At 69.4% G+C, this 25,990-nt stretch carries 19 protein-coding genes, 1 tRNA gene, 3 pseudogenes and 2 riboswitches; of the genes and pseudogenes, 9 read left to right on the top strand and 14 right to left on the bottom strand.

The genetic code is table 11. The features are described from left to right. Window positions 1–32 precede the first annotated feature (32 nt). Entirely contained in the window at window positions 33–1,316 is a 1,284-nt protein-coding gene (locus AB0B94_RS26165) for a hypothetical protein (protein WP_357285879.1), read from the bottom strand. 1,296 nt (window positions 1,317–2,612) lie between these two features. Then, a pseudogene (locus AB0B94_RS26160) lies at window positions 2,613–3,044 on the bottom strand (tetratricopeptide repeat protein); the annotation flags it as partial. Window positions 3,045–3,277: 233 nt separating this feature from the next. Here AB0B94_RS26160 and AB0B94_RS26155 point away from each other — a divergent pair. Further along, window positions 3,278–3,361: transfer RNA gene (locus tag AB0B94_RS26155), tRNA-Leu, on the top strand. Here the strand turns inward: AB0B94_RS26155 and AB0B94_RS26150 are convergent. Both AB0B94_RS26150 and AB0B94_RS26145 read right to left on the bottom strand, forming a co-directional pair. Continuing rightward, window positions 3,343–3,948 carry a hypothetical protein gene (locus AB0B94_RS26150; RefSeq protein ID WP_357285668.1) on the bottom strand — a complete coding sequence of 202 codons (606 nt, stop codon included), beginning with the start codon at window positions 3,946–3,948 and terminating at the stop codon, window positions 3,343–3,345. The two genes, AB0B94_RS26155 and AB0B94_RS26150, sit on opposite strands and share 19 nt — an antisense overlap. Window positions 3,949–4,007: 59 nt before the next feature. Next, window positions 4,008–4,283: pseudogene (locus tag AB0B94_RS26145) on the bottom strand (transposase family protein); the annotation flags it as partial. 210 nt (window positions 4,284–4,493) lie between these two features. On the opposite strand from AB0B94_RS26145, the gene AB0B94_RS26140 reads away from it, so the two are divergent. Both AB0B94_RS26140 and AB0B94_RS26135 read left to right on the top strand, forming a co-directional pair. After that, window positions 4,494–5,474, top strand: coding sequence for a helix-turn-helix domain-containing protein (locus AB0B94_RS26140; RefSeq protein ID WP_357285665.1), 981 nt, complete (start codon window positions 4,494–4,496; stop codon window positions 5,472–5,474). 270 nt (window positions 5,475–5,744) lie between these two features. Beyond that, a complete protein-coding gene (locus tag AB0B94_RS26135; protein ID WP_357285662.1) occupies window positions 5,745–6,071 on the top strand; it encodes a DUF6355 family natural product biosynthesis protein in 327 nt (108 codons plus the stop codon). Between the two features lie 9 nt (window positions 6,072–6,080). Here the strand turns inward: AB0B94_RS26135 and AB0B94_RS26130 are convergent. The 3 genes and pseudogenes from AB0B94_RS26130 to AB0B94_RS26120 form a co-directional block, all read right to left on the bottom strand. Further along, window positions 6,081–6,186: pseudogene (locus AB0B94_RS26130) on the bottom strand (IS5/IS1182 family transposase); the annotation flags it as partial. A gap of 654 nt (window positions 6,187–6,840) precedes the next feature. Further along, complete coding sequence (locus AB0B94_RS26125; RefSeq protein WP_357285659.1) at window positions 6,841–7,020, bottom strand: hypothetical protein; 180 nt, start codon at window positions 7,018–7,020, stop codon at window positions 6,841–6,843. Window positions 7,021–7,039: 19 nt separating this feature from the next. After that, window positions 7,040–7,405, bottom strand: coding sequence for a GNAT family N-acetyltransferase (locus tag AB0B94_RS26120; RefSeq protein WP_357285875.1), 366 nt, complete (start codon window positions 7,403–7,405; stop codon window positions 7,040–7,042). A 349-nt stretch (window positions 7,406–7,754) separates the two neighbouring features. On the opposite strand from AB0B94_RS26120, the gene AB0B94_RS26115 reads away from it, so the two are divergent. From AB0B94_RS26115 to AB0B94_RS26095, 5 genes are all read left to right on the top strand, one after another. Then, entirely contained in the window at window positions 7,755–8,912 is a 1,158-nt protein-coding gene (locus AB0B94_RS26115) for a cellulose binding domain-containing protein (protein ID WP_357285657.1), read from the top strand. A 1,087-nt stretch (window positions 8,913–9,999) separates the two neighbouring features. After that, complete coding sequence (locus tag AB0B94_RS26110) at window positions 10,000–10,572, top strand: sigma-70 family RNA polymerase sigma factor (protein ID WP_145780037.1); 573 nt, start codon at window positions 10,000–10,002, stop codon at window positions 10,570–10,572. Beyond that, window positions 10,569–11,714, top strand: a complete 1,146-nt coding sequence (locus tag AB0B94_RS26105) for a hypothetical protein (RefSeq protein WP_357285651.1) — start codon at window positions 10,569–10,571, stop codon at window positions 11,712–11,714. The genes AB0B94_RS26110 and AB0B94_RS26105 overlap by 4 nt, the downstream gene beginning before the upstream one ends. Window positions 11,715–12,198: 484 nt before the next feature. Beyond that, window positions 12,199–12,873, top strand: coding sequence for a response regulator transcription factor (locus AB0B94_RS26100; RefSeq protein WP_357285872.1), 675 nt, complete (start codon window positions 12,199–12,201; stop codon window positions 12,871–12,873). After that, window positions 12,870–14,321 carry a HAMP domain-containing sensor histidine kinase gene (locus AB0B94_RS26095; protein ID WP_357285648.1) on the top strand — a complete coding sequence of 484 codons (1,452 nt, stop codon included), beginning with the start codon at window positions 12,870–12,872 and terminating at the stop codon, window positions 14,319–14,321. Before AB0B94_RS26100 ends, AB0B94_RS26095 begins: the two co-directional genes overlap by 4 nt. 163 nt (window positions 14,322–14,484) lie before the next feature. Here the strand turns inward: AB0B94_RS26095 and AB0B94_RS26090 are convergent, their stop codons facing one another. The 5 genes from AB0B94_RS26090 to AB0B94_RS26070 all read right to left on the bottom strand — a co-directional run bounded on the left by AB0B94_RS26090 (window position 14,485) and on the right by AB0B94_RS26070 (window position 20,542). Beyond that, window positions 14,485–16,626, bottom strand: coding sequence for an MMPL family transporter (locus AB0B94_RS26090; protein ID WP_357285643.1), 2,142 nt, complete (start codon window positions 16,624–16,626; stop codon window positions 14,485–14,487). A 218-nt stretch (window positions 16,627–16,844) separates the two neighbouring features. After that, a complete protein-coding gene (locus AB0B94_RS26085; RefSeq protein WP_357285637.1) occupies window positions 16,845–17,948 on the bottom strand; it encodes a winged helix DNA-binding domain-containing protein in 1,104 nt (367 codons plus the stop codon). Further along, entirely contained in the window at window positions 17,936–18,325 is a 390-nt protein-coding gene (locus tag AB0B94_RS26080; protein ID WP_357285634.1) for a hypothetical protein, read from the bottom strand. Before AB0B94_RS26080 ends, AB0B94_RS26085 begins: the two co-directional genes overlap by 13 nt. Window positions 18,326–18,389: 64 nt before the next feature. Further along, entirely contained in the window at window positions 18,390–19,763 is a 1,374-nt protein-coding gene (locus tag AB0B94_RS26075) for a serine hydrolase domain-containing protein (protein WP_357285631.1), read from the bottom strand. Window positions 19,764–20,395: 632 nt separating this feature from the next. Next, window positions 20,396–20,542: a hypothetical protein gene (locus AB0B94_RS26070; protein ID WP_357285905.1), complete on the bottom strand. Its 147-nt coding sequence runs from the start codon at window positions 20,540–20,542 to the stop codon at window positions 20,396–20,398. On the opposite strand from AB0B94_RS26070, the gene AB0B94_RS26065 reads away from it, so the two are divergent. Beyond that, complete coding sequence (locus AB0B94_RS26065) at window positions 20,477–23,143, top strand: BTAD domain-containing putative transcriptional regulator (RefSeq protein WP_357285869.1); 2,667 nt, start codon at window positions 20,477–20,479, stop codon at window positions 23,141–23,143. The genes AB0B94_RS26070 and AB0B94_RS26065 overlap by 66 nt on opposite strands. 231 nt (window positions 23,144–23,374) lie before the next feature. On the opposite strand, the gene AB0B94_RS26060 is transcribed toward AB0B94_RS26065, so the two are convergent. Then, window positions 23,375–24,322 carry a hypothetical protein gene (locus AB0B94_RS26060; protein WP_357285628.1) on the bottom strand — a complete coding sequence of 316 codons (948 nt, stop codon included), beginning with the start codon at window positions 24,320–24,322 and terminating at the stop codon, window positions 23,375–23,377. 561 nt (window positions 24,323–24,883) lie between these two features. Next, on the bottom strand, window positions 24,884–25,513 hold the full coding sequence (gene bluB / locus AB0B94_RS26055; protein ID WP_357285625.1) for a 5,6-dimethylbenzimidazole synthase: 630 nt from the start codon (window positions 25,511–25,513) through the stop codon (window positions 24,884–24,886). 28 nt (window positions 25,514–25,541) lie between these two features. Next, window positions 25,542–25,742: riboswitch (cobalamin riboswitch) on the bottom strand. A gap of 161 nt (window positions 25,743–25,903) precedes the next feature. Continuing rightward, a riboswitch (S-adenosyl-L-homocysteine riboswitch) is annotated at window positions 25,904–25,979 on the top strand. Window positions 25,980–25,990: the final 11 nt, after the last annotated feature.

Below are 25,990 nucleotides of genomic sequence, written 5' to 3'. Positions count from 1 at the left end.
CTCCGGTCGACTCGGCGCGGTACCGGCTCGGCTCAGCGCGGCGACGGTCGGCCGGAGGGCTCCCCACTGGGTGTGGCTTGGCGCTCCCGCGCGGTGCAGACCTGCCCGGAAGTCGCAAAGCTGTCAGTGGAGTAGACCGCCAACACGGTGAAACAGTGATCCACTCGGGAGTTCAACCCGTTGACCGTGTAGCTGGTCCGGCCCGGGTCCACCGTGGCGATCACGCCCAGGGCCTGCCCGGCCCGCCCGGCGGCGACCATGAACGGCACCGCGCCACCGGTCGGGTCCGTCCAGGTCAACGTGATCGTGGCCGAATCGTCGCGCAACTTCAGGTCGCCCGGCGGAAGCCCGGCAGCCGTCGGCGCCGCCGCCGTCGGCGTGGTCCCGGCCGGCGGCGGCTCGTCGCGGGTCAGCATCACCGCACCCAGGCCCGCCACCGCCACGACGGCCACCCCGGCCGCCACGACCGCGCCGATCACCGCCGCCCGGTTGCGGCCCGTCGACCCACCATCATCGGCGTACGCCGCCCGGTACGCGTCCGGGACCGGGTGGTACTGCTGACCCGGGTACGGCGCCTGGTGTTGGTACTGGGTCGGGTACGGGCCCTGCTGGTGCTGGTGCTGGTGCTGGGTCGGGTACGGGGTCTGGGGTGGCTGGTGGTGGTACCGCTGGGCCGGCGGCGGTGCGGCCGGCGGCACCAGCGTCGGGTCGGCGCTGACGCCCGGTGACCAGACCGGCTGCGCGACGGGGCCTGACTGCCCGACGATCGGGCCTGCCTGATCGCTGCTCGGCTGTGTCTGGGTGGCCGTGAGGTGCGTTTGCGCGACGACGGTGCCTGCCGGAGTGACCGTTGGGACGGGCTGGACCGCGGCTCGCCAGCCCAGACTGGCCTCGACCGCAGCCGGGCTGCCATCCGCCGGAACGGACGGCAGCACCACGGTCTGATCGGACATCGCGCTCGGGGCCCGCCGGGGCGCCACCACCGGGGCGTCGAGGATGCCCAGCCCGGAGTCACCGTCCGCACCGGTGCCGCCCGCGTCCATCGTGTTCCGCCCGGCGGGCGTGTGCTGCCCGGCCGGCGTGTGCTGCCCGACGGGCGTCTGCTGCCCGACGGGCGTGCTCTGCCCAGCGGGCGTGTGCTGCCCGGTGGTGCCGGCCTGCGCGGCCGCCGTGGTCGGCGTAGGCGTCGTGGTCGCAGTAGGCGTCGTGGTCTGTGCGGGGGAGTCGGTGCCTGGAGTGGGCAGGGGCTGTGACGGGGCGCTGCTGCTCCAGGGCGGTGCGGTCAACCCCCAGGGCGGCACGGGTGGCGCGCTCACCGGAGGCGCGGAGACTGGTGGTCCGTACGGCGGCCCCGAGGCGGGCGGCCCGAAACCGGGCGGCGCGGACACCGGGTAGGTGTGCCCTGGTGGTGCGGACACCGGCGGGCCGTAGCCGGGAGGTGCGGACACTGGGTAGCTGTGCCCAGGTGGTCCGGACACGGGCGGACCGTAGCCGGGGGGTGCGGACACGGGGTAGCTGTGCCCAGGTGGTCCGGAGACAGGCTGGCCGTAGCCGGGGGGTGCGGACACGGGGTAGCTGTGCCCGGGTGGTCCGGACACGGGTTGGGCATGGCCGGGCGATGCGGGGCCGGGTGGTGCGGAGACCGGGTACGGCTGGGCCGGTGGTCCCGAGACCGGAAACGGCCGGCTGGGGGGCGCGGAGATCGGAGGCGGGGTCACCGGCGGGGCGCCGATGGGCTGGGTCGGTGGTCCGCTCACCGGGTACGCCGGCCCCGGGTGGCCAACGATAGGAGAGGGAACGATAGGAGAGGGCCTGCCCGATGATGTCGCCTCGACGCCGGACACATTGTGCGATTCGCTCGGCGCGGTTGGCGGGTCGACGGCTCGGGCGGCCTCCTCGGCGAGCAGTGGCTCAATCTGCCGTACCTGGATCGTGGGGTTGTCCCAGCGAGGTGCCGGCACCGCCGGTGTCGCCGGCGGGGCGGTCGACGCCGGGGCGGTTGGGGTCGACGGCACGTCGGCCGCCGGCGGGGTCGCGTGGTCACCCAGCCTTTGACGTGGTGCCACGGCCGGCCCGGATGGCGGTCGGTCTGGTGACCCCTGCGCGGCCGGCGTCGTCGGCGGGCCTTCAGCCCTCGGCCGGGGCACCGGACCCACCGCTGGCCGGGCTGGTCCGGACGGTTGCTCGTCGGGACGTTGACGGGGTGGCATCGCATTCGCCGGCGGTGGGGCGTCGGCGCGTGGGCGGGGCGGAGTCGCGGGTCTGGGTGGGGCTGTCGGCGGGTCGGGCTGCACTGGCGCGATCGAGACTGGCGCGATCGAGGAAGCTGCCGGCTGAACGGGCGTCGCCCGAGGGGCTGGGACCGGTGCCGGGGTGGTGTGGCCGGGAGACGTGGGTGTGGCTGGTGCGCGTACCGCCGGGGGGGTTTGTCGGGGCGCCGCCGGCGGTTGCGGCGCCCAGGGTGAGACGGCGGGCGGCGGGCCATCGGCGGAGGGCCGCATCGCGGCGAGGGTCGCCAGCGACAGCGTCGGGCCGGAGAGCGCCGACCGGGCACCGGGCTCGGTCACCGGGATCGGACCGGGTGTCGGCGTGGGGTGCTGCTCGCCCGACGTCGACGGGAGTGGGCCGAGGTAGTCGCGGGCTGCGCGTACCGCCGGGTGGTTCTCCCCCAGCGCGGCGGGACCGGCGGTGGCGACGCGGGTGTAGTTGCGGCGGGCCTCGTGCCGGTTGCCGAGTTCCTCCGCCACCTCCGCGAGTTCGAAGGCGAGCGCGAGCATCAGCGGGTCAGAGTGCTCCCAGCGCCGCTCGCCCGCCGCGAACGCCTCCTCCAACACCCGGCGGGCGGCGAGCGGATCGTCCCCCTCCCGGTGCAGCCGCGCCAGCAGGTGCGCGGTGTGCAGCACCTCGGGATGGTCGGCACCGTACGGCGGGGAAGCGGATTCGACGGCCTCCGCGAGCAGTTGCCGGGCGGCGCTGAGATCGCCCGCGGCGCGCAGGGCGAGGGCTCGGTGCTGGGCGGCTGCCAGGGGGGAGGGATGGGACACGTGGCAATGCTGCCGCCACAGGGCCGCCGGACGCTACCCGGACACGCGCCGACGGTGCGTCAGAGCGGCCGTTTTGAGGCGGCTTGAGCAGCGGCGGGAGCGCCGGGAGAGAAGCGCCGGAAGGCAATGTGCATGATCCACGAGCGGCGTGTACAGTAACTCCCCGTGCGGCCCACAGTGCCAACCACCGGATGGAAAGATCATCTGGTCGGCAAGGTAGGCTGAACGTGCAGGTCCGGGTGGCGGAATGGCAGACGCGCTAGCTTGAGGTGCTAGTACCCGTATAGGGTGTGGGGGTTCAAGTCCCCCCTCGGACACGAACCATAACCCCACGGTGCGCGCTGAGATCCACTGCAGCGCGCACCGTTTGCGTTTCGGTCTGGTACACAAGTCGCAGTCCGAGTTGCCGGTAGACCTCGGCTTTGTCGTCCGGGTCGGCGTCGCGCAGCACGGCGACGATGTCGCCGAGCGTTCGGACTAGGTCGGCGATCTGGGAGCGGCTCATCCGGCGCGGCTCTGTCCGCTGGGTCGTTTGAAGGTCAGCTTCGGCTCGTGCCCGTTCGGCCTGGGTTTGAGTGATCCAACCGGCGACTGGTGCGGGGTCTGCGCCGGCGTCGAGGGCGCCCCGGTATTGGGCAAGCTTTGCGTCACAGGCCGCGATCGTGGCCTGCGCTGCGGCCGTCGGTGGCGTTGGGTCCGTTGGTTGGGCGTCGCACATGGCGCTGATCGTTTGGTCGAGGTGGTCCGGGGTGAACGCGGATGCCAGCCACTCGTCGAGCGGGTTGGTGAGGGCGTCCTCGCGCAGGTAGATGTTGCGGGGGTGTTCGACCTCGTTGGCGAGGGCGTATTCCTGGGGGAAGCGGCAGCGGTAGTAGGCGTCGCCGTGGTTGTACTGGCCCTGCATGCGTCGCTGACAGACGGGGCAGGAGATCATCCCCCGAAAGACGTAGGGGTTGCGGGCGCACGGCGGGGCTTGAACGGCGTGCGGGTGCTGCCGCCGGCGCCTTGGTGCGCCTTGTCGGCGAAGGTCATCACATTGGCGCTGGTCAGCGCGTCGATCAGGCAGTGGGTGCGGGCGGCGGTCAGGTCGTGCACGGCGCCGGGCAGGGCCGGCGAGGCCCAGATGAGGCGTCCCTTGCGGTCCGCGATGACCTGCACGTTGACTCCGTGGCGCTTGTGCTTGCCGGAGTAGTACGGCCTCTGGTCCGCGACTCGGTCGATCGGGATCGGGGTGCCGTCCGGGATCGCGGGGCATCGGATCTTGGTCGACTGCTGTCTTACCGGGAGCCTCGTCCTATGTCGACACACGTTGCCTGCCACCTATCGCGACCAGGCCCATCACGATGAAAAGCCCGCAATGCCTGACCCGTACCACAACATCGCAACGCCGCTATATCGACGCCAAGCTATCGTGATGTGACCCCTGCAGCGACAGCGCGAAGGCGAGTCATGGACGTAGTCAGCACCACCGAGGTCCCGGTTGAAGACGGGTTCGCCTTCTGGCGCGAGGTAAACTCGAAGCTCTGGGTGCCCTACGATTTACGCTGTGAATCGCAGTGGGAGCCCGGATTTCGGGCTCAGGTCGGAATCAGCGAGTTCGGTCCCGTGCAGGCGACATTAATAACCACGATGCCGCACTCGGTCCGCCGCACTCCCAAGCTCATTCGGCAGGCCGATCCCGAGGTGTTCAAGCTGGGTTGCCTTGTGCGCGGTGGCGGCATGATCACCCAAGACGGCCAGCGCACAGATTTCGGCGTGGGGGACCTGATACTGTATGACACCTCTCGGCCCTACCTGGCCGAATTCACCCCGGATGTTCCAGTTAGTCAGCTGCTGCTCCTGCGCTTCCCGCGCTCGTTGCTGCCGTTGCCCTCTCGGGAGTTGCGGCGCCTGAGCGCAGTTCGCATCCCTGGCGCCCAAGGCATCGGCGCGTTATCTTCACAATTCCTGCTGCACCTTGCCCAGCACATGGACGAACTCAGTCCGTTGGACGCCGCCCGGCTGTCCACCCTCACCATTGACGTGTTGACAGCGGCACTGGCCAATGCGCTGGACCTCCAAAGCGCGGTGCCCTCCCACACCCGACGGCGAGCGTTGATGGCTCAGATCCACGCCTTCGTCCGAGAGAATCTGGGCGATCCGCGCCTGACACCGGACGCGATCGCCGCAGCGCATCACATCTCGTTGCGATACCTGCACAAGCTGTTCCACGAGGAAGGGCACACGGTCGCCGGCTGGGTCCGCGAGCGTCGCCTGGAGCAGTGCCGACGCGACCTCGCCAACCCCCAACTAGGCGCGCGCCCGATCCACGCGATCGCCGCCCAGTGGGGTTTCACCAGCCCGGCGCACTTCAGCCAGGCGTTCCGCAGCGCCTACGGCCTTTCGCCACGCCAGTTCCGCGAGCAGTGCGCGAGAGTGCGCGCAGACTAAAGACTTGTGCGCTTACCGGTAACGACAGACCCGGCTGTGGCCTGCACTCTTATCTTAGGAAGTCCGCTCAGTCAGGGTTGAATCTGATTCCGGCTTACGGAAGAAGGTTCACTTGAGCGCGTTACATCGATCCGTGTTTTCGCGATGGAAGGAGCGCGAGGAAGTACATCGATCACTTCATGCAGCCAGCAGCATCATCTAGGCCGCAGCAGCGGCTGACAGGAGACCATTGTGAAAATGTGGTACAGAACGGCGTTTCGGATCTCGGCAGTGACCGCGATCCTCGGCGCACTCACCCTGTCCGGGACCGTGGCACAGGCAAGTCCGGGCGCCAGCTCCCGCCTGTCCCAACCCGAAACCACCGCGGTTTCGGAGCAGGCCAAGCCCGGCAGCGAGGACGTCTCCGCGCAGGTTTGCGGCTACTACGAAGACGCGGTGACGGCCTGGTACAACCACTGCGGGAACACCCATGTGCTCATCTACGTCGACGCGACGTGGCCCCGCGACGACTGGACCTGGTGCATCGGCCCGGGAACGTGGGACATCGGCGGCGCCAACGCCGTATCCAACGCCTGGTACTCGGGTCAAACTTGTTGAACCGCCAGCCAAGCGCCGCGCGATTCTCCACCTGCGTTCGGTGGTTGCGGATCAGGTCAGCGAGGCAAATGAGGGTGCGGTCGGACAGGGGAATCGCGGCAGGGTAGGACAACAGCGAGGCTTCCGGTTGGGGCATCGGATCTTGGTCGACTGCTGTCTTGCCGGGAGCCTCGCCCTACGTCGATCCCTGCCCCCCACCCCACCGCCGTGACCAGCCCCGTCACGATGAAAAGGGCTCATTCAACATCGCGCTCGCCCTCAGCAACATCGGCGCTGTCAGGTCGCGCCTCGGCCAACACGGCCTCGCGGCGCGCTACCTGAGAGTGTCACTGGGACTCATGGGCCCGGCTGGGCATGAGATTCGGGACAGCCTCCTCGTTCAACCAGCTGTACCTGAACGGTTCGAGGTGGAGCAGCACCTCAAGAATTCCGCTACCACGCCGCCCCAGAACGACGGCCAACCGCCCTCATGATCGAGGTGGAGGTCCGTGTTGATACGGAGGATGCGGCCATCGTTGCGGTGTGAGCCTGCGCGGCGGCAACACCGTGATCCTTCATACGAAGGGTGCTCGAAGAGCGCGGCGCGCAGGAATTGTTCGAGGCGGACGCAGCGGAGACAGGGCCTGGCCCGCGCCACCGTGGCCATCGGAACGAGTGGGCTCTGGCTGAGGCCGATGAGCACCAACCGAGCGAGCCCGGTCTGGGCGAGCAGGTTGGGAGCAACGGGGTGCTCTGAAGGGCCTTGAACTGCGTCCAACGGCATCGAAGGTCACTCAACTGCGCCCACCCTTTCCTGCGGCTCCACGTTTGCGCAGGTCAAAGAGGGGTGTGGCGTCCTGTATCCCGCCAGCAACCTCTTGACCAGGGCTCCTTGCTGGGAGACGTCTTCGGCGGCACCGAAGACATCAGTCATGATCCTTTCGGTATCCAGTCGGGGACGTTCGGTCATGCCGACGAGCGTGTGTGGATCAGGCACTTCTGGGCTCTGGTATGTACGCGGCCGCGACGGGTGTGCGTACTGTCCATCCGAGAGCTCGGTAAGGACGGTGACTGTCGTCAGTAGCGACGAGGACACCGGTGTCCGCGCCGTGTCGGAGGGCGTGCGGTGCGAGCGAGCGCATGACCACGTTGCCCAGTCCGCGGCTCCGGTGTGCAGGCGCGGTTTCGACCTGGTCGACGATCCCGAATGCGTCGGCGGTCGTGAGCCTGCCGGACGCGGCGACCTGCCCCTCAAGGTCGAGAACGATAGCGGTGACATTACCGGAGGTCTGAAGCCGTGCGGTGTACGGCGATGGAGGAGTTGTGACGGAATCGGCCCGGTAGGTCGTCGTCATGAGGTAGCTGGCGTCGGCCGGCTTCCACTGTGGCGGAAAAGCGGCACCGGCGCCCACATCACGAGGGTGCCTCGCGCTGTGGCTCGGGGCTGACTGATGGCCGTCGGTCTGGCGATCTGCCCACTGGCCGGTCCACATTGCGAGGTCGCGTACCCGGCGCTCGGTCTTCTGCCGGGACTTGGCCGCCCACTTTGTTGCGTTATTTGACGCGAAGTCGTCCAGGGCCTGGCGGCCAGTCGCGGTCCAGGCGAAAGGCTGCGCTATCCACTCTTCCGCCTGCTCGGCGCTGTGGCCGCTACCGATCGCCCATGGGCGCGCTGCCCGTTGTCCTGCCGGCGGCAGGACTGCCGTGCGTGCCTTGACAGGAAAGCGGAGCCGCAGGACAGTCGACATATTCATAGACACTCAACTATCTACGGCGAGGTGTGCCATGCGGAAGTCGCTGACTGCTGTGGCCGCCATCGCTGTTGCCGTGGTCGCGATGATGGCCGCGATCTCACACGCCAGTGCGGCGAACGCGGCAGCCGGGTGTCGGGTGAACTACGTCGTCACCAGCCAGTGGACCGGTGGCTTCCACGCCGACATCGCGGTCACCAACTTGGGTGACCCAGTCAACGGGTGGACGCTGCGGTTCGCGTTCCCTGCAGTCGACCAGCGGCTCACACAAACCTGGAGCGCCACCTGGGCCCAGGCGGGCCAGCAGGTCAGCGCGACCAATCTGGGCTGGAACGCGACCCTGGGCACCAATGGCTCCGCGAACATCGGTTTCGTTGGCGCCTGGTCGGGCAGCAACCCCATACCGGCGTCGTTCACGCTCAACGGCGTCACGTGCACCGGCGGCGTCCTGCCCAGCCTGACGCCGACCCGGACGACCACACCGCCGGTCGCTGACTACCCGGCGATCGTCACCTGGCTCAGCCCGACCGCCGGCGCGGTGTACACCACGCCGGGAACCGTTCCGCTGGCGGCGACCGCGACCGTGGGAGGCGGACACAGCATCACCTCGGTGTCGTTCCGGGTGGACGGCGTCACGGTTGCCCGGGGGGTGAGGACGACAGGTGACCGGTACGAGGCGCTGTGGACACCACCGATCGGGGAGCCCGGCACCAGCACCACCTTCGTGCTGTACGTCTCGGCCGGCACCGACCAGTCGCTGTCTGGCGCTGCGCCGCCGTTGCTGGTCACGGTGGTGACGCCGGCGTCCACCGGCACCAACCACCCGCCGGCGGTGGCGTTGAGCACCCCCGGCGGGCAGACCTACTTCCTCGAGCCGACGACCGTCACGCTGGTCGCCGACGTCGCCGACACCGATCCCGGGGACCTCGTCAGCCGGGTGGAGTTCTACCTCGGCGCAACCCGGCTGGCCGTGACGCCGACCAACAGCGGACAGCGCTACCAGTTCCAGACGGCCCTGTCGGCCGGCACGTCGTCCACCTTCACCGTGCGGGTCCACGATTCCCACGGCGGCCTCGGCATCTCGAACCCGCTGACCTTCACCATCCGTTAGCGTCCCGGCCCTCGGTTACGGGCTGACCAAGGTCCTTCCACCGGCCGTCGACACGATCCCACGGGCAGTGCCCTGACCAGGACCTTCAGGCTGGAGACTTTTTCGGCAGTGAGCCGAGTGGCCCGAGCCGCCGGCCTGCTGCTGACCGAGACGGGGGAGCAGATTGGGAGCAACAGGGTGCCCTGAACGGCCGTGAACTGCACCCAGCGGCCCCGGACGGCGCTCAACTGCACCCGCCCTTACCTGCGGCTTCACTTGTCGCAGGTCAGACGCGGCGCGGCGTCCTGGTGATCCTTTGGCGGAGCCGACGAGGTCACCACAGACAGCTAGGCTTGCGCGAGCCTCAGAGTTGCGCTGAGCGTCATCGGCGGTGGGGCAATGAATCGCGTCTCGGACACATTATTTCCACACGAACTTTGATGGTTGTTCGTGTTTTGCGTGATCCACCGTGGTGTTGGGCGGGGATTTTTGCTGTCGTGGCGAGGAAGCTCCCCGCCGGGGTGAACGGGTAGGTCACGGTCTCGGCTTCGATGGTCCACGCGTGGTGGTCACACACAATGATCATGTTGTTGGTGCGTAAGTAGGCGGCGAGCTTTTCTGGGTCGGGGCTGCGCAGTGCGGGATGGCGACGGTGTAGCCCGCGGTCGTGTCGGATGCGGTCGAGCAGGTGGCCTTCCCGGATGTAGAGGATCGTCGGTTGGGGCGGAGGTCCTGGTGCGGGTGCTCGTGTGTCCGTGGCGGCAGCGGTAGCCGGGTCGGCCGTGGACCCAGTGGGAGTCCATGATCCGGCCGCACACGCCGCAGCAGATCACTGCGGCCAGCAAGTAGCAGCGGGGGACGCCGTCGGCTGGGGTGGGTGCGGCTCGTCGGGCGGCCCCGGATCGGTAGGCCCGGTCGCCGCGCCTGAACCGGGCGAGCCGCCACCTCTCGGCGCCTCTGGCAGCCCCATCGAGAACCAGATCCAGCCCTGAAACGGCGGGGAGAGGTCGCTATTGGGCGACCGCTTGCCGTCGGACCTCGGCGGCTGAACACTTTCCCGCCTGATCGGCAATGTCAGGGTGAAGCGCGGACTTTGCCGAGGAGGGCCATGGCTTCGGATGCGGATTTGATAGGTCGGTCGCTGGATGGCGATGTCGACGCCTTCGTGGAGGTGGTCGAGCGTCATGAGGCCGCCGTCGGTTCGTACCTCGTTCGCCGGGCTGGGCGGGATGCGGCTGAGGACCTCCTGGGCGAGGTTTGGGTTGCGGCCTTCGAGTCGCGGCGATCGTACGACCGGTCGTACAACGATGCGCGGCCGTGGTTGTACGGGGTGGCATTGAATCGCTTGCGGCGCTACTGGCGGTCCCGGCCGGCCGAGGACCTGGTCGCGGACGTGCCGGACGTGGCTACTGGATGGGATCCGTGGTCGGCGGTGGACCTCGGCGTGGACGCCCGGGCGGTGCTCCGGTCGGCCCTGACGCGGCTCAAACCCGAAGAGCGGGAGGTCCTGAGGCTCGTCGCCTGGGAGGACCTGACCGCAGCCGACGCCGCGCGGGCCCTCGGCATACCGGCCGGCACCGCGCGGCGGTTGCTGAGCCAGGCCAGGACGGCATTGCGCGACGCCCCGGGGGTGTCCGCGCTTCTGAAGGACCGCAACAGCGCGAAGGAGAGACACCGATGACCGACGAGCTCGATCTGGTCGGTGCGTTGGGCAGCGCAGAACCACTACGCCCGGAGGCGTATCAGCGGGCGCGGGCGGTGCTGCGGGCGGCTATGGCCGACCCCGGGAACGTGCGGCTGCTGGGCGCGATATCAGCGGAGGACACGACTATGGAGGCGACGTCATCCATGGAAACGACGACAACCACGCGGGACCACGAATCCAGCCCGGCGGTTCAGGGCCGCCGCCGGATCGGTATCGCGGGCCGATTGGGCATCGGCGCCGGGGTGGGGGTTGCCGCCGCGGCGGCAGTTGTCGCTGTGGTGCTCAACTCGTCGGCGACCGGGGGCGTGGAGGCCAGCAAGGATTCGCCAGCCGCCACCTCGGGTTCGACCACCGTCGACGCGTCCGCCGAGCGCGCGCCGCTGATGACCCTGGCCGGGTCCATCACGACGGTCACCCCGTCGACGGGCGACGCGTGGCTGGTGAAGGCGACGCAGGTCCACGGCACCAAGACCATGCAGGTCGTCTACACGCTGTACACCGACGGTCACGCCATCTATACGGGCAACAGCGTGAAGGACATCAAGCGTGCGATCGCCCGCCACCAGGACCAGATGACGGACGGCGGCTACGCTCCGCTGCTCAAGGCGGCCCTCGCCGCCTCGGACAGCAGCCCGGCCGACGGCCGGACCCAGATGCTCAAGGCAGCCAACGATCCGTTGGTGGGCCTTGACCCCGCGGCGCAGAAGGCGGTGTGGGACAAGCAGCAGGCGGCCGCCCAGGTGATCATCAAGCAGAAGGGTGGCAACGCCGAGCCGAAGCCGTACAGCCCCCAGGCCGTTCAGCGGCACTTCGACAACGCCCTGTGGACGTACAGCACCCAAGCGCTGTCCGCTGGCGACGGCAACACGCAGGTCCGGGCCGGTGTGCTGCGTCTGCTGTCCACCATCTCCGCGGTCAGCGTCAAGGACTCGACCACCCACGGCAAGGCCACGCTGACCATCACCGCCGGCCCCGAGGTGTTCGGCGGCGAGGCCAGCGAGGTGCTGACCATCGACGCCACGACCGGCATGCTCGTCAAGGACGTCTCCACCGTGCCGGGCCTTTCTCAGGCCTCCACGACGTACGAATCCTCCCGGGTGACGAAGGCCGACCTGTAGGCCGGCGGTTCCCGTCCACCAGCATTCGGCAGACGGGCGTAAGGTGCCGGGCGTTCGATGATCCCGGTCGCTGACTACCTGGCGCGATCCCGCCGCAGGCGCCGTGACCAGTGCGTCCTTGGTGGTGACCTCTTCGGAGGTCACCACCATCGCTGGTGCCCTCGTTGGCCTGACGAGCAACTCGTCGAGGCGCTCGTTCCGACCCCACTTCCAGTCGCATGGCCGGAGCCGGCGCCGGAGCCGACACGATCAGGAAGACGTTCGACGGAGCTGGGGTTTGCCGCCAGCACCAGTTGCAGCCTGAGCAGCATGTCGGCGAGTTCCGCACCGGTTTGCCGCTTGACGGTCCGTCGCGGGCGGACCAACGAACGCGAACAGAACTGGGTTCGCCCACTGCCGTTGCAGCATTAATCCTGCCCTCAGGTTGATCGGGGAGGATGAGCGCAAAAGCATCAACGGGAGGGAGCGGGCCGGCGTGCGGATCATGATCGCCGATGACGAGGCGGCCATCCGTGAGTCGCTGGAGCGGGTGCTTCAGGTCGAGGGCTACGGCACCAGCACCGCCTCCAACGGTCTCGCCGTGCTCGACGGGATCGGTGGCGCGGCGCCGGATCTGCTGATCCTCGACGTGATGATGCCCCGCCTCGGCGGGTTGGAGACCTGCCGGCGGTTGCGGGCGGCGGGTCGGGATCTGCCGGTACTGATGCTGACCGCCCGGGATCAGGTCTCCGACCGGGTCGCGGGGCTGGACGCGGGCGCCGACGACTACCTGCCCAAGCCGTTCGCCACCGAGGAGTTGCTGGCCCGGGTCCGGGCTCTGCTGCGCCGCCGCGTGCCGGGCGACGATGAGTCGCAGATCCTGTCGTTCGCCGACGTTCGGCTCGATCCCGACAGGTTCGAGGCGTGGCGGGGTGGTCGGCCGCTGTATCTGACCCGGACCGAGTTCTCCCTGCTGCAGGTCCTCATGCGCAATGCGACGCGGGTGTTGACCCGCGACGCGCTGTTCGAGGCGATCTGGGGCTTCGACATGAGCACCACCGCCAACAACCTTCAGGTGTACGTGAGCTACCTGCGCCGCAAGATGGAGGCCGAGGGTGAGCCGCGATTGATTTACACGCTGCGCGGCTTGGGGTACACGCTGCGGGAGGCTCCTCCGTGAGCAGGCCCGCCGGGCGGGTACCGCGCCGGCTGACCCGATGGTGGCGCCAGCGGTCCCTGCGGACCAGGCTGACGGTGATCGCGGCGACGGCCATCGCGGTCAGCGTGTTCGTGGCCTTCCAGGTGGCCAGCGAGCTGCTCGACTCGGAGCTGCGGGACAACGCCGAGGATCAGCTACGCGCGGACTCCCACGTCCTGGCGACGACAGTGCAGCGCACCGGTCTGGCGCAGGTCCAGCTACCGCCGTATCCCGGATCCGGTCGGCTGGTGCGGGTCATCCTGCCCGACGGTTCGACCCGGACGCCGGCCGGCCAACCCGCGTTGCCCCCCGTCAGCGGGCACGCCGGGCGGGTGGCGCAGGGCGCGTCGGCCGACCTGATGGAGTCGAACGACAGCGATGAGGACGGCTACCTCATCTACACGCTGCGGGCGGGCGACGGCGCGGTCCAGGTGGCCCGCAACAGCGACGACAGCCCGATCAACCAGTTCGGGTTGGGCATGTTGCTGATCGGACTGCTCTGCGTGGTCGGGGGTGCCCTTGTCGGGCGGACCGTGGCGCGGACCGGGCTGGCGCCGATCGACCGGCTCACCGCCGCCGCGGTTCGTGTCGCGCAGACCCGGGACCTGGACGCCGACATCCCGGACGAGGGCGGCGGCGAGATCCGGCGGCTGATCCGGTCAATCAACGACATGCTCGCCGCGCTCCGGGACTCCCGGCGGGCGCAGCGGCTGCTCGCCGAGGACGCCGCCCACGAACTCAAGACCCCGCTCACCAGCCTGCGCCTCAACGTTGAGCTGCTGATCCGGCTCGATCGGCGCGGCACCCTGGACAGCGCACTGCCGGCGGAGAGCCGGACCCGGCTGCTCAACGACCTCGGCGCCCAGGTGGCCGAGTTGAGCACCCTTGCCGCCGAGCTGACCGACCTGGCGCGCGGCGACGTCAGCGACGAGAGCAGCGAGCTGCTCGATCTCGCGGACGTGGTGGTGGCCGCCGCGGCCCGGGCGCGGTCCCGGGTGCCCGACATCGAGGTCGCGCTCGACGTGACCTCCGTGTGGGTGAGCGGGCGTCCCGCTGCGCTCCAGCGGGCGGTGCTCAACCTCATCGACAACGCCGGCAAGTGGTCCCCTGCGGACCAGCCGGTCCAGGTACGGCTCCGTGCCGAGGACGCGTCGGCGGTCCTCGAGGTCGACGACGCCGGGCCGGGCATCGACGCCGCCGACGTACCGCGGGTGTTCGACCGGTTCTACCGTGCCGACAGCGCCCGGGCGCTGCCGGGATCAGGTCTGGGGCTGTCGATCGTGCAGCGGGTCGTCGACGCCCACGCCGGCCGGGTCACCGTCGCCCGGTCCGCACGCGGTGGCGCGCTGCTGCGGATCATCCTTCCGGCTGCCGCCCCGCCCGCTCGGATCACGCAGCTCAGCGCGGGGACGGACACGGTGGCGCGCTGACCCGCTTCGGCATGGCGACGGGACCGCCACGGCGCGCGGTGCCGGGACCCGCCGCAGCGGGCGGCGCAGGACAAGGGCGGCGGACACGGTGACGGCCGCCGGTCCATGACAAAGATCCGGGACGGGCTCTTGCCCGTCCCGGATCTCGACTGTGCCGCCGCGCTCACCGTTGCGGCGCGGGTCCCTCCACGAGCTGCCGTTGATCGTCCGGCAGCTCCACCGGTCGGGACAACCGGCTCGGCCACCACATCCGCCGGCCGATCAGCAGCGTGAGGGCGGGCACCAGGACCGACCGCACCAGCAAGGCGTCGAGCGGTACGCCGAAGGCGACCAGGAATCCGACCTCGATCAGCATCACCAGCGGAAGTGAGGCGAGGACCGCGAACGTGGCCGCCAGGACCAGCCCTGCGGAGGTGATGACGCCACCGGTGGCGGAGAGGGCTTTGAGCATGCCCTCTCCGGTGCCGAGGCGCACGGTCTCCTCCCGGGCCCGGCTGGCCAGGAAAATGTTGTAGTCGATGCCGAGCGCCACCAGGAACAGGAACGCCAGCAGCGGCACCGAATAGTCCACGCCCTTGAACCCGAGGATCGTGTCGAAGACGAACACGCTGCCGCCGAAGGCTGCGGCGAATGAGACGATCACGGTCGCCATCAGGACCAGCGGGGCGACGATCGCGCGCAGCAGTAGCCCGAGAATGATCAGGACGACGGTGAGCACCAGCGGGATCACCAGCTTCTCGTCGCGGGTGGTGGTGACCTCGGTGTCGAGGTTCTCCGCGCTCGGCCCGCCGACGATCGCCTCCGCCCCGTTCACCGCGTGCACGGCGGTACGCACCCGCTTGATCGTGTCGTACTCCGCGGCGGTGTCCGGCGCGTCGGTCGGGAACACGGAGATGTCGGCCCAGCCTCCGCTGGTCTGCCCCGGGACGGCCAGGGCCACACCGCTGGTGCTCTGGACGATGTCGAGCACCCGCTCCTGGTACGCCGGCCGCGTGAAAATAGTCATCGGCTGGCCGCCGAGCTCCGGGAAGTGCTGGCGGAGGACGGTGAAGCCGGTGACCGACTCCGGCGCGGACAGGAACTGGTCCTGCTCCCGCAGGGCGCCGGTATTGCCGGCCAGCCCGATGGCGAGCACGCCGAGGACTCCGAGCGAGCCGAGCGTCGCCACCCAACGGCGGCGGCTGATGGCGGTGCCGAGCCGTCCCCACAGCCCCGGCTTCTCCTGGACGGCCGTGTCGAACCGCGGGATGGCCGGCCAGAAGATCCGCCTGCCGAGCACCACGAGCACCGCCGGGAACAGCGTCAGCATGGCCACCAGCGCGCACAGGATGCCGGCCGCGCCGATCGGGCCCAACCCGCTGGTGCTGTTCAGGTCGGCGACGAGCAGGCAGAGCAGGCCAGCGATCACGGTGGCCGCGGACGCGACGATTGCTGGCGCCGCGCCGCGTAGCGCGTGGACCATCGCGACCCGGACGTTGTCGTGGTGGTGCAGTGTCTCCCGGTACCGGGCGATGAGCAACAGCGCGTAGTCCGTGCCGACGCCGAATACCAGGATCGTCAGCAGCGCCGAGTTCTGGTCGTTGATCACGATGCCGAAGCCCTTGACGAGCAGGTAGACGGTCGCCATCGCGGTCAGTGCGGCCGCGCCCACAGCCATGAGCGGGATGAGCCACAACACCGGGCTGCGGTAGGTGAGGATCAGCAGGAGCGTGACGACGACGACGGTGGTGAGGAAGACCTGCAGGTCGATGCCGTCGAAGACGGCGTCCATGTCGCCGTCGATCGCGGCGGGTCCGGTCACGTCGAGTTCCAGGCCGGCGGGGCGGTCCTTCGCCGCCTCACGCAATGGGCCGACGAGGGTCTCTGGTGCGCCGTAGGTCGTGCTCACGTCGAGGGTGAACATCATCGCCCTGCCGTCGGTGGAGCGTCGCGTCGCTGGGCCCTCGTCGTCCTCGCCGCCCGCCGCCGTCGTCTTCGGCGGGTACCGCTTGGCAAGGGTGTCGTGGTGGCGCTCGACCGACGCGCGGTCGGCGTCGGTCATGCCGCCGGCGCGGTGGTACACGAAGACGAACGTGTTGTCCTCACCGCCGGGGAGGCTGTCCTCCAGCACCGCCACCTTGGTGGACTCGGCGCTGGCCGGCAGGGTGTCCACGGCTCGGTCGGTGGTCACCGAGCTCAACTTTCCGCTCAGCGGCACCATGACCGCCGCCAGCGCCACCCACAACCCGATCACCAACCATGGCACCCACCGGCCGGCCAGGCGACCGGCCGGCGCTTCCCCGGGCGGCGCTGCCTTGACTGCCATCACTAGCTTCCTCCATACGGGTCACATCGCTTATCTGATGCCGACTTCGTACCGAGCGAATCTGAGACGACAGTTAATGCGCCGCTCAGGCCGGGTGGCCGAGCCAGACGCCGAGCGCACGCACCAGCGCGGTGGTGTCCAGATCCGGCGCGGTGGGCAAGGCCCGGGGGACGCAGCGGTCGGGCCGGATCAGCTACGCGTCGCCGGCAGTGCGGTCCTCAGGTCGGCGCGTTGAACCGGATTTCGTGTGACCCTTCGGGGGCGAGTAGGCCCAGCAGCGCGCTGCCCTCGGTGGTCAATGCCTCGCGGTCGGCTGCGGACAGCGGTTCGAATGGGTGCACGGTCAGGGACGCCGCGCCTCGTGCCGTGGTGAACGTCCAGGTTGCTGCGGTGAAGCCGTCGAGGAGCACCAGGCGGGGGACGGGACCGTGCGGGGCGAAGTTCTGCTGACGGAGGCCGTCGGTGACCACCCTGGACCGGTCGTGGTGAGACAGCAGCAGGTTGTCGAAGTCGTACAAGTACCGGGCAGGCGCGCTGACCTGGGGGTCGGGTCGGGGTGCGTCGGGTAGGTCGAACAGTTCGACGCCGTTCTCGTCGCGGAACGTGGCCAGGCGGGGCCGGAGCCGGTCGAGCACCTCCGCCAGCCGGGTGAGACCGCACCAGGTCTGCGCGTCGCGTACGGTCGCCGGGCCGAACGCGGCCAGGTATCGCAGGAGCATCTGGTCGATCGGCTGGTCGGTGCGCAGCGGCGCGCCGACCCACGATTCGAGCGGCGCGTGGACGGGTTGGCCACTGGCGCCCCACACGCCGCGCGGCGGGGTTTGCACGACCGGCAGCAGGTTGCGAACCGCGTAGGCGAGGCTCGCGGGGTTCCGATCTGGCCACCGCTGGGCCAGCAACCGGCCCAGTTCGCCCGGGGTGCGCGGCTGCTCGTCGAGGAGTTCCCGGCCTGCGGCGACGAGCTCCGCGGTGTCCAGGCCGCGCATGGGCCGGCCGTGTGTGTGGTTGGTGAACAGGTCGCGGTCCAACGCCGGCTGGACGAGCGGGCGTAGCGCCAGCGCGTCGGACGCGCTGACGAGATGGATCGTCGAGCGCATGAGCGCGATCCGCACTGCCCGTCGTTGGGTGAGCAGCGCCCCGATGTCCTCGGGTCGGCACTCGGTGAGCCGGGTCCACAGCCCCACGTACCAAGTGTGCGGGGTCTGGGCCTGCAGGCCGACGAGGTGCTCGATGGCCTGCAGCGGGGTGAGGTCGGCGCGGCGCAGGAGCAACTGCCGCTCAAGGGTGGCGCGGTTGAGGGCGCGGCGGGTCAGGGTTTGCACGGGTGGCCTTCCCGAAGGGTTGAGATCAGGGGTACGCGCGGCGGGTGTACCTGCTGGGTGTGGGTCAGTGGAGTTGGCGCAAGAAGCCACGGATGCCGCTCGCCAGCAGGTCGGGGGGCGTGCGCGGCGAAGTGGTTGCCCTTGTCGTACACGTGCCAGGACACGATGTTCTTGTGGTCCCTCTCAGCGATCGGGCGGATCGACTGGAAGTCCCGGGCGAGGTTCGCCTTCTCGCGACCCCGACCCTCGGAGCATTGCAGGTGAGCCTGCTGGGGTCCGCGTGGTTCCGTGCTTTCGGACACTGATCCCACCGGCAGCGCACTGACCAGCCACTCCAGGGTGGTGAGCTGTTCGGCGAGTCCGAGGGTGTCAGCCATGGTGCTCCCGGTCATCGGCCCGGGCGATGTCCGCCAACTGGCCGCGATCCGTGCGTTGGTGACATCAGCCGGTCCGCCAACCGGCCGGGTCGGTACCGCCGGGCACTGGCGCCGCGGGGTCGTAGGGCTGCCGGGTGAAGATGAAAGTGCCAAGATCGAGGTGGCTGACGGCGCCAGTCGCGTCGTGTTGCACCCGCAGCCGCTCGCCGGCGAAGTAGCCGTTGATCCCCTCCCAGCCGCCGTCGTCGGTGGGACGCAGCCGGGTGCCGCGCCCGCCGGACAGCGGGGCCAACTCCACGAAGCCATCAGCCTGCGGGCGCAGCACATAGGGGGCCGGCCCCCAGTACCACGGACCGGCGAGATCCAGTAGCTGTGGGTCAACTGAGGGCAGCGGTCGCCACGGCGCAGGGATCCGGGGCTCCCGCTCGGCGACTGTCTGCAGCAGATCAGCGGCCAGAGCACCGGCGGACAGGCCGGCGGTCACGTTACCCATGACGACCGCGCCCAGAGCGTCATCGGGGTCGACCCACACGGTCGCGACAAAGCCCGGCATCGAGCCGGTGTGCCCGGCCAACAGCCGGCCGTCGCGGCGCAGCAACTGCACACCAAGCCCATAGCCTCTGTCCCAGTCCGTCGCCTCCGGCGGGCTGGCGGGGGTGCGCATCTGCGCGACGGTGTCCGGATGCAACACCCGGTCGTCGCCGTCGATGAGGAACGCGGAGAACCTCGCCAGGTCCGTCGCGGTCGACCACAACTGCCCTGCAGGCGCCATCAGACCGGTGTCCACGGCCGGCTCGGCCAGAAGCACATCGGCCCAGGGATGCACCGCCCAGCCCGTGGCGTGCGGCGCGACGGGCAGCAGGGTCGTGCGGGTCATCGAGAGCGGCTCCAGCACCTCACGCCGCAGCACCTCGCCCCAGGCCTGCCCCCGAACCCGCTGCACCAGCGCGCCGAGCAGCGCATAGCCGGGGTTGGAGTAGTGGTGGCGCTGTCCGGCCGGATGCACCTGCGGATCGCTGCCCAGCACGTCGGCCACGTCGGGCCGTAGCGTGCCCGGGGTTCGCTCCCACCACGGGCCGGGCGCCTCAGCGATCAGCCCAGCGGTGTGCGCCAGTAGCTCACCGACCGTGGCCTGACCCGCGGCCGTGCCCGGCAGGTGCTCGGCCAGTGGGTCGGTGAGCGCGAGTCGTCCCTCGTCGCGCAGGCGCAGCACCAGCACCGCCAGGAACGTCTTGGTGATCGAGCCGATCCGGTATTGGAGGTCGCCATCCGGCACCCTGCCGTCCACTGTTCCCCACCCGTCCACCCATACAGGACGGCCATCACGCACCACGGCAGCGACGACCGAAGGCGCCCTACCCGCTACCTGACCAGTGGCCAGCCGGTGGACCAGCGCACGCCGGGTTTCGGGTAGCAGCGGCGTCGGGGTCGGTGACATGCGGGCAAACCTACCGGGCGGCCCGCACAACCCCGTACCGATCCGACGCGTCCGGATCTGCCGCTGATGAGCGTGGCGTCCGCGACTGGCGGCCAGTGATGGCGTGCGCGTGGGATCAGGTCAGGCACGCCGGGAGTCGGCGTGAGCTGAGGCCGGCGCCTTCTGGGGTCGGCAGGGCGGCGTCCGCCCACGCCCCTCCAGGCGGGCTCTCTGGTCCTTCATTCTCGGATGCCTTCGCCTGGCCCGGATGTCACCGCTGGCGCCTACCAAAGCAATGGGCCGGCAGCCACGGCGTTTTGCAGGGTCAACGCAGGTCAACGGGGGGCACTCCCTGCCAACGGGGGTCGATCCGCAGGTCGTTACACTGACCATTCGTGCCAGTGGCTCAGGGGACGGAGCACGGTTTCCTGGACAACGACCAATTGCCTAGTCACAGGCCGATGACCTGCGGATCCCTCGCTTCAGGCTCGAAGATGGGTCGTACGGACTGTCCCCGGTGCCGACCGGCCGCCAATGGGCCATGACCGAATTCCCCGACGTGTTACGCACCAGCACCGCACTGGAGATTTTCACTGCGTTACCAGAGCAACCTCGTCCATCCCGGAGGCGACTGCTAGGTGGTTGAGTTCCGGTTACTCGGCGAGGTTGAGGCCGACGTCGATGGCCACCCCGTCGACCTCGGTCACGCCCGCCAGCGGACCGTGCTGGCCGCGTTGCTGGTCGACGCGAATGGTCCTGTCCCGGTTGATCGGCTGCTGGACCGGGTGTGGGGGGAGCATCAGCCGCAGCGTGCGCGCGATGTCCTCTACAGCTACTTGTCCCGGTTGCGGCGTCAGCTGGCCGCTGCTGGTTCGGTCGCCATCTCCCGCCAATCTGGCGGCTACTTGCTGACGGTCAGCCCGAGCGCGGTCGACCTACACCGGTTTCGGCACCTGGCCAACCAGGCCCGGACTGCCGACGACGGACAGGCGCTGGCGCTGCTGGAGGAGGCGCTGGGTCTCTGGAGGGGTCCCGCCTTCGCCCAGTTCGACACTCCGTGGCTGAACACGATGCGGGAGACATTCGGTCGGGAGCTGCTCGCCGCCGAACGACGACACGCCGATCTCGCGCTGGGCGCGGGGCGGCACGCCGAACTCCTCACGAGACTGTTGCGACTCGTCGATGAACATCCGCTCGACGAGCACGTCACCGGCCAGCTCATGATCGCCCTCTACCGGTGCGGCAGAAAGGCCGACGCACTCATGCGGTACCAGCGGCTACGCGACCTCCTGGCCGACGAGTTGGGAACCGACCCCGGGACGATGCTAAGCGAGTTGCACCTGCGGATGCTGAACGCCGATCCGGCTCTGGACCTACCCTCGGTCGGACCTGCGGCGGGGCGGATGCCGATGCCGCGCCAACTGCCCGCGAGTCCGCCACTGTTCGTCGGCCGAGGCGAGGAACTGGCCGCTCTCGACAAGACGGATGACACCCGGATCCGGCTCATCTGTGGTGCTGGCGGCGTCGGCAAGACGTGGCTCGCGCTGCGCTGGGCACACGACAATCTGTGGCAGTTCCCGGACGGACAGCTCTGGCTGAACCTGCGAGGCGTTGCCCCAGCCGCCGCGCCGATGTCGCAGTCGACCGCGATCCGCGCCATCCTCGAGGCCCTCGGCGTACCGGCCACGGAGGCGCCGACCGACCTCGACGCGCAGATTGGGCTCTACCGAAGCATTGTCGCCGACCGGCGGATGCTCATCGTGCTCGACAACGCGGCTGATTCCGACCAGGTCCGTCTACTGCTGCCCGGCGGTGACGGCTGCTTCGTCCTGGTAACCAGCCGCCGCCAGCTACCCGGCTTGGTCGCGATCGACGGGGCCCGCGCGCTGACCCTCGGGCTGCTCTCCACCGACGAGTCACGCGAACTGCTGGCCCGTCGCCTCGGCGGCGATCGGGTCGCCGCCGAACCCGAGGCCACCGCCGAGATCATTGATGGCTGTTCCCGGCTCTCGCTGGCCCTCGCCGTCGTGGCCGCCCGCGCCGCCGCCCATCCCGGGTTTCCGCTAGCCGGCCTCGCCGCGGAGCTTCGGGAGACGACCGGCGGTCTCGACGCCTTCGACAGCGGCGACCAACTGCTCAACGTACGGGCAGCGCTCTCCTGGTCCTACCGAACGACGAGCACGGAGGCGGCCCGCGTCTTCCGGCTACTCGGTCTGCACCCGGGACCGGACGTCTCAGCAGCGGGCGCGGCGAGCCTGGTCGGGCTGCCGGTCAACCGCGTTCGCCCGCTGCTGGCCGAACTCACGCGCGCCCATCTGATCGATGAACACGCCCCCGGCCGGTACGGCTTCCACGACCTGCTCCGCGCGTACGCCGCTGAACTGACCCGTGCCGAGGAGTCCGCGGCTGAGACTGACGCGGCGCTGCGGCGCATGTTCGGGCACTACCTGCACACCGGGCACGCCGCTGCGGTGGTGCTCGACCCACACCGGGATCCGATCGACCTCGAACCGCCGGTCCCGCTGACAATCGTCCACCCGGTCGACACCTACGAGCAGGCGATGGCCTGGTTCTCCACCGAGCACGCGACACTGATCGCCACCACCATGCACGCCACGGAACATGGCTTCGCCGCGTACGGCTGGCAGCTGACCTGGACGCTGATCTCGTACCTCGACCGGCAGGGGCACTGGCATGACGGGCTCGCTCTACGGAAGGCGGCGCTGGTCGCAGCCGAACGCCGAGATGACGTGGCCGGGCAGGTGCTCTCGCACCGCGACCTGGCTCGCGGGTTCAGCCAACTCGGGCGGTACGACGACGCCCACCACCATCTGACACAGGCCGCTGACCTGTTGGGCCAGACCGGCGACCGGGTGGGGCAGGCCCACACGCACCTGAGCATGAGCATGGTCTACGACCAACAGGGCCGGATATCGGACGCTATCCACCACGATCTGATCTCCCTCGACCTCTACCGAGCGCTCGAACACCGCAGCGGACAGGCCAACGCGCTGAACAATGTGGGATGGCACTACGCCCTGCTCGGCGAGTATCAGCAGGCGCTGGACCACTGCGAGCAGGCCCTGACGTTGCAGGCTGAGATCGGACACCGGATCGCGGAGGCGAGCACCTGGGACAGCCTCGGCTTCATTCGGCACCGCCTCGGCGACCACACGCAGGCCGCCGTCTGCTTCGCACGGGCCATAGAACTGAGCCGCGAGCTGGGGCACCGGTTTGGCGAGGCCGAGGCGTTGGACCACCTCGGCGATCTACACCAGACACTCGACGAGACGGACCGGGCGCGAACGGTGTGGGAACAGGCATTGGAGATCCTCACCGCGCTCGGTCACCCCGCTGCTTCCACGGTACGCAGCAAGCTGGCCGACGACGCACTCCCCTGACCGGCGTCGCCGCGACAGAACGCGGGGGCGCTGTTGAATCGGCGAATCGGTGGGCACTCCGAGCCGCGTTCTCCGGGCGCGGGCACTTCTCCGATGCCCAACTTCGCTGAACCGCTGATCATATGACCTTGACGACACCGCCCGCCGGGGTCGCTCGGTTGAGCACGACCTCGGCGGGCGGCGACGGTGGCTGCGTCGAAGATCGACGCGGCCTCACTGATCCCCCCGCTGCTACCAGGGCCTGGTTGAGACGTACGAGTTGGTGCCGCTGAAGGTGATCGGGTCACTTGAGCAGCCGTAGAGGTTGGCGTCGGTCGCTGCGTCATGACCCCACAGGCGCACCCGGACGATGCTGATCGAGCCCTGGCCGTCCTCGTTCCAGCTGTCGTTGTTGTACGTGGTGGTGCCCACCTTGTTCGCCGAGAAGATGCCGTTCGTGCTGCATCCCTCGGTGGTGTACCGCCAATCGCTGAAGATCGCGTACGAGCCGGTCTTCCAGAACATGTTGGCGTCCACGATCGTGTTGTTCGCACGGTTGCGCGTCCGCACCGGGTCACCCGAGATCAGCTCGAACTTGTTGCCGTAGATGGTGGTGTTGCTCCCGTAGTTGGCGACATAGACGCCGTGTATCTCGGCGACGCCGGTGCCTGCGGCGTTCTCCAGGTTCTGGAACAGGTTGCCCTCAACCCGTAGCCGGGTCGTGTAGGTCGCGTGTACGCCCCCGTAACCATTGCCGGGCCCGGCCTGGTACTTGCTGCCGAGACGCCGGAACGTGTTGCCACTGACATTCAACGCGTCGAGCGGGTTGGCCGCTGTTCCGTTGGCCCGGATGCCACCGTTGCGGCAGTTCTGGTACGTCTGACCTGAGATGCGGACGTTGTCAGCGGAGACGATCACGCCGTACTCCGTGTTGGAGCTGTTGTCCTCGAACAAGCTGCAGTCGATCACGGCTGCGGCGCCGACCCCGGCGATCGTGAGCTGCCCGCCCGGAGGTGACCAGTCCACCTTGATCGGCGCGCTCGGCTGGTAGAGGCCGTCCGCCAGGAGCACCTTCGCGTCCTTCACCCTCCGGGCGCGCAAGATCGCCTGCGCCTCCTCGATTGAGGAGACAGCGGTGTCGCCGCTGAGTCCGGCACGGCTACCCATCGCCGTGGCGCTGGCGGTGCCCGAGGGGCTCACGTACACAGTCAGCTGATCGACTGGGGCGGCACTCGCGGGCAGTGACGGGAGCGCGCCCGCGAGCGCTGCGCAGACCGTACCCGCCGCCAGGAAGGACCATCGGCTGCGACCCGACCGTTGCCAACTTCTCATTGCGCTCCCCGTTCTGTTCATGGGCGGCATTCGGTCCGCCGGCCCCGTTGCCGATGAAACTAGATACGAGACCTGCAACGCCTCTTGTGACGACCTTGAATCCTCAGCGCAGGGCAACTGCAATCAGACAGGGAACCCGGCGACAGGCCACACCGGCGGAGCTTGTAACCGGGCGCGCGTGGACATCTGTGCGGCAGGAGGCCAATGGCGTGACAAGGCGAGGACTTTCGCGAACTTGGTGGTCAGAGACCGAGACAGGCCGGAGGTGACCTACCGCGGGAGCGGCCGGATTGCTGGCGCCACCCAGGCCTACCGCCGAGCCGGGCCCACTGAGAACACTCCGGCCGGGCCGTCATGCCAGGTTGACACTCCGACCTCAGGAATGCCGGCGGGGTGCCTGGCGCGACAGCGCCGCCACAACCACTTTGGTCACTCCGTCGTCCAACGATCGTGGTGGATCACCGATGACACCGGGCGTCGCTGGCGCCAGCCGTGCCGCTCCAGGTCCGGCGTCTGCTCCAGATGGGTGACCGGGCCGAGACAGAGCCACGCCACCGGGCGGACGGTGGCCGGGATGCCGAGCAGGTCGCGTAGGAACGGCTCCCGGTAGAACGAGACCCAGCCGACCCCGAGTTGCTCGGCGGTTGCGGCCAGCCACAGGTTCTGGATCGCCAGACAGACCGAGTAGAGGCCGGCGTCGGCGATCGCGTGACGGCCGAGCACGGCCGGTCCGCCCCGCTCGGGGTCGTACGTGACTACGACTGACATCGTCGACTCGCGTACGCCATCGATCTTGATCCGGTTGAAGCGTTCCGCCGCCGCACCCTGCAGAGTGGCCGCGAAGGTGTCCCGTTCCCGCTGCACGTGCCGGTGGAACTCCTGCCGCAGCTCGGGATCGCGGACCAGGATGAAGTCCCAGGGCTGGGAGAGGCCGACGCTCGGGGCGGCGTGCGCCGCCGTGAGGACCCGGTTCAACGTCTCGTCGGGGATCGGCGCCCCGGTGAACTGGGCACGTACGTCCCGGCGGCGGTGGATGGTCTCGTAGAGGCCGGTGTCCAAGGCAGGCTCCCGCTGCGCTCGTGCCCCTGACGGGGCGATGACGCGAGGCCGGTCTTCGGACTCCCGGATCTACGCTGGTCACCCGCCTTCCCAACCCGGCAGGGTCAGTGGCTGCGTCTGGTACGCGTGGGTGGCAGCTCCCCGGTCACCGCGGCGGGCCCGTGCCGGACTCCCACCGGCTTCCCGATTCTCCCCACTCGCGCAGGGCACCTCGCAACGTTTGTGCCACCGCACACGATAACGGTCCCGACGAACATGGGAGGTCCCGCCGCTGCATCGCCAGTGATGGGCGGTGCTCGTCACGATCGGGCTTGCCGGGTGACCGGGGCGGCCAGACGCCGACGCCGTACGGGGACCTCCAGGCAGACGGGTCGGGTAACATCTGCCTGTCGGGTCGAGAGGCGCTGCGACGGGCGGAGCCCGCCACGCTCGGCCCACATCTCTTCGACAAGGGCGCCTCCGAGCTTCGGAGGCGAC

The organism is Micromonospora sp. NPDC048986, from assembly GCF_040649335.1.
Lineage (GTDB): Bacteria > Actinomycetota > Actinomycetes > Mycobacteriales > Micromonosporaceae > Micromonospora > Micromonospora alfalfae.
The sequence above is the reverse complement of the archived record's forward strand: the minus strand, read 5'-3'. Positions and strand labels throughout refer to the sequence as shown.

Bases quoted from the DNA above. Each gene is read 5' to 3' on its own strand.
- AB0B94_RS26150 (WP_357285668.1), bottom strand. From the start codon at position 3,948: ATGCAGGGCCAGTACAACCACGGCGACGCCTACTACCGCTGCCGCTTC.
- AB0B94_RS26140 (WP_357285665.1), top strand. From the start codon at position 4,494: ATGGACGTAGTCAGCACCACCGAGGTCCCGGTTGAAGACGGGTTCGCC.
- AB0B94_RS26125 (WP_357285659.1), bottom strand. From the start codon at position 7,020: ATGACCGAACGTCCCCGACTGGATACCGAAAGGATCATGACTGATGTC.
- AB0B94_RS26120 (WP_357285875.1), bottom strand. From the start codon at position 7,405: ATGACGACGACCTACCGGGCCGATTCCGTCACAACTCCTCCATCGCCG.
- AB0B94_RS26110 (WP_145780037.1), top strand. From the start codon at position 10,000: ATGGCTTCGGATGCGGATTTGATAGGTCGGTCGCTGGATGGCGATGTC.
- AB0B94_RS26105 (WP_357285651.1), top strand. From the start codon at position 10,569: ATGACCGACGAGCTCGATCTGGTCGGTGCGTTGGGCAGCGCAGAACCA.
- AB0B94_RS26100 (WP_357285872.1), top strand. From the start codon at position 12,199: ATGATCGCCGATGACGAGGCGGCCATCCGTGAGTCGCTGGAGCGGGTG.
- AB0B94_RS26090 (WP_357285643.1), bottom strand. From the start codon at position 16,626: ATGGCAGTCAAGGCAGCGCCGCCCGGGGAAGCGCCGGCCGGTCGCCTG.
- AB0B94_RS26080 (WP_357285634.1), bottom strand. From the start codon at position 18,325: ATGGCTGACACCCTCGGACTCGCCGAACAGCTCACCACCCTGGAGTGG.
- AB0B94_RS26075 (WP_357285631.1), bottom strand. From the start codon at position 19,763: ATGTCACCGACCCCGACGCCGCTGCTACCCGAAACCCGGCGTGCGCTG.
- AB0B94_RS26070 (WP_357285905.1), bottom strand. From the start codon at position 20,542: ATGCTCCCCCCACACCCGGTCCAGCAGCCGATCAACCGGGACAGGACC.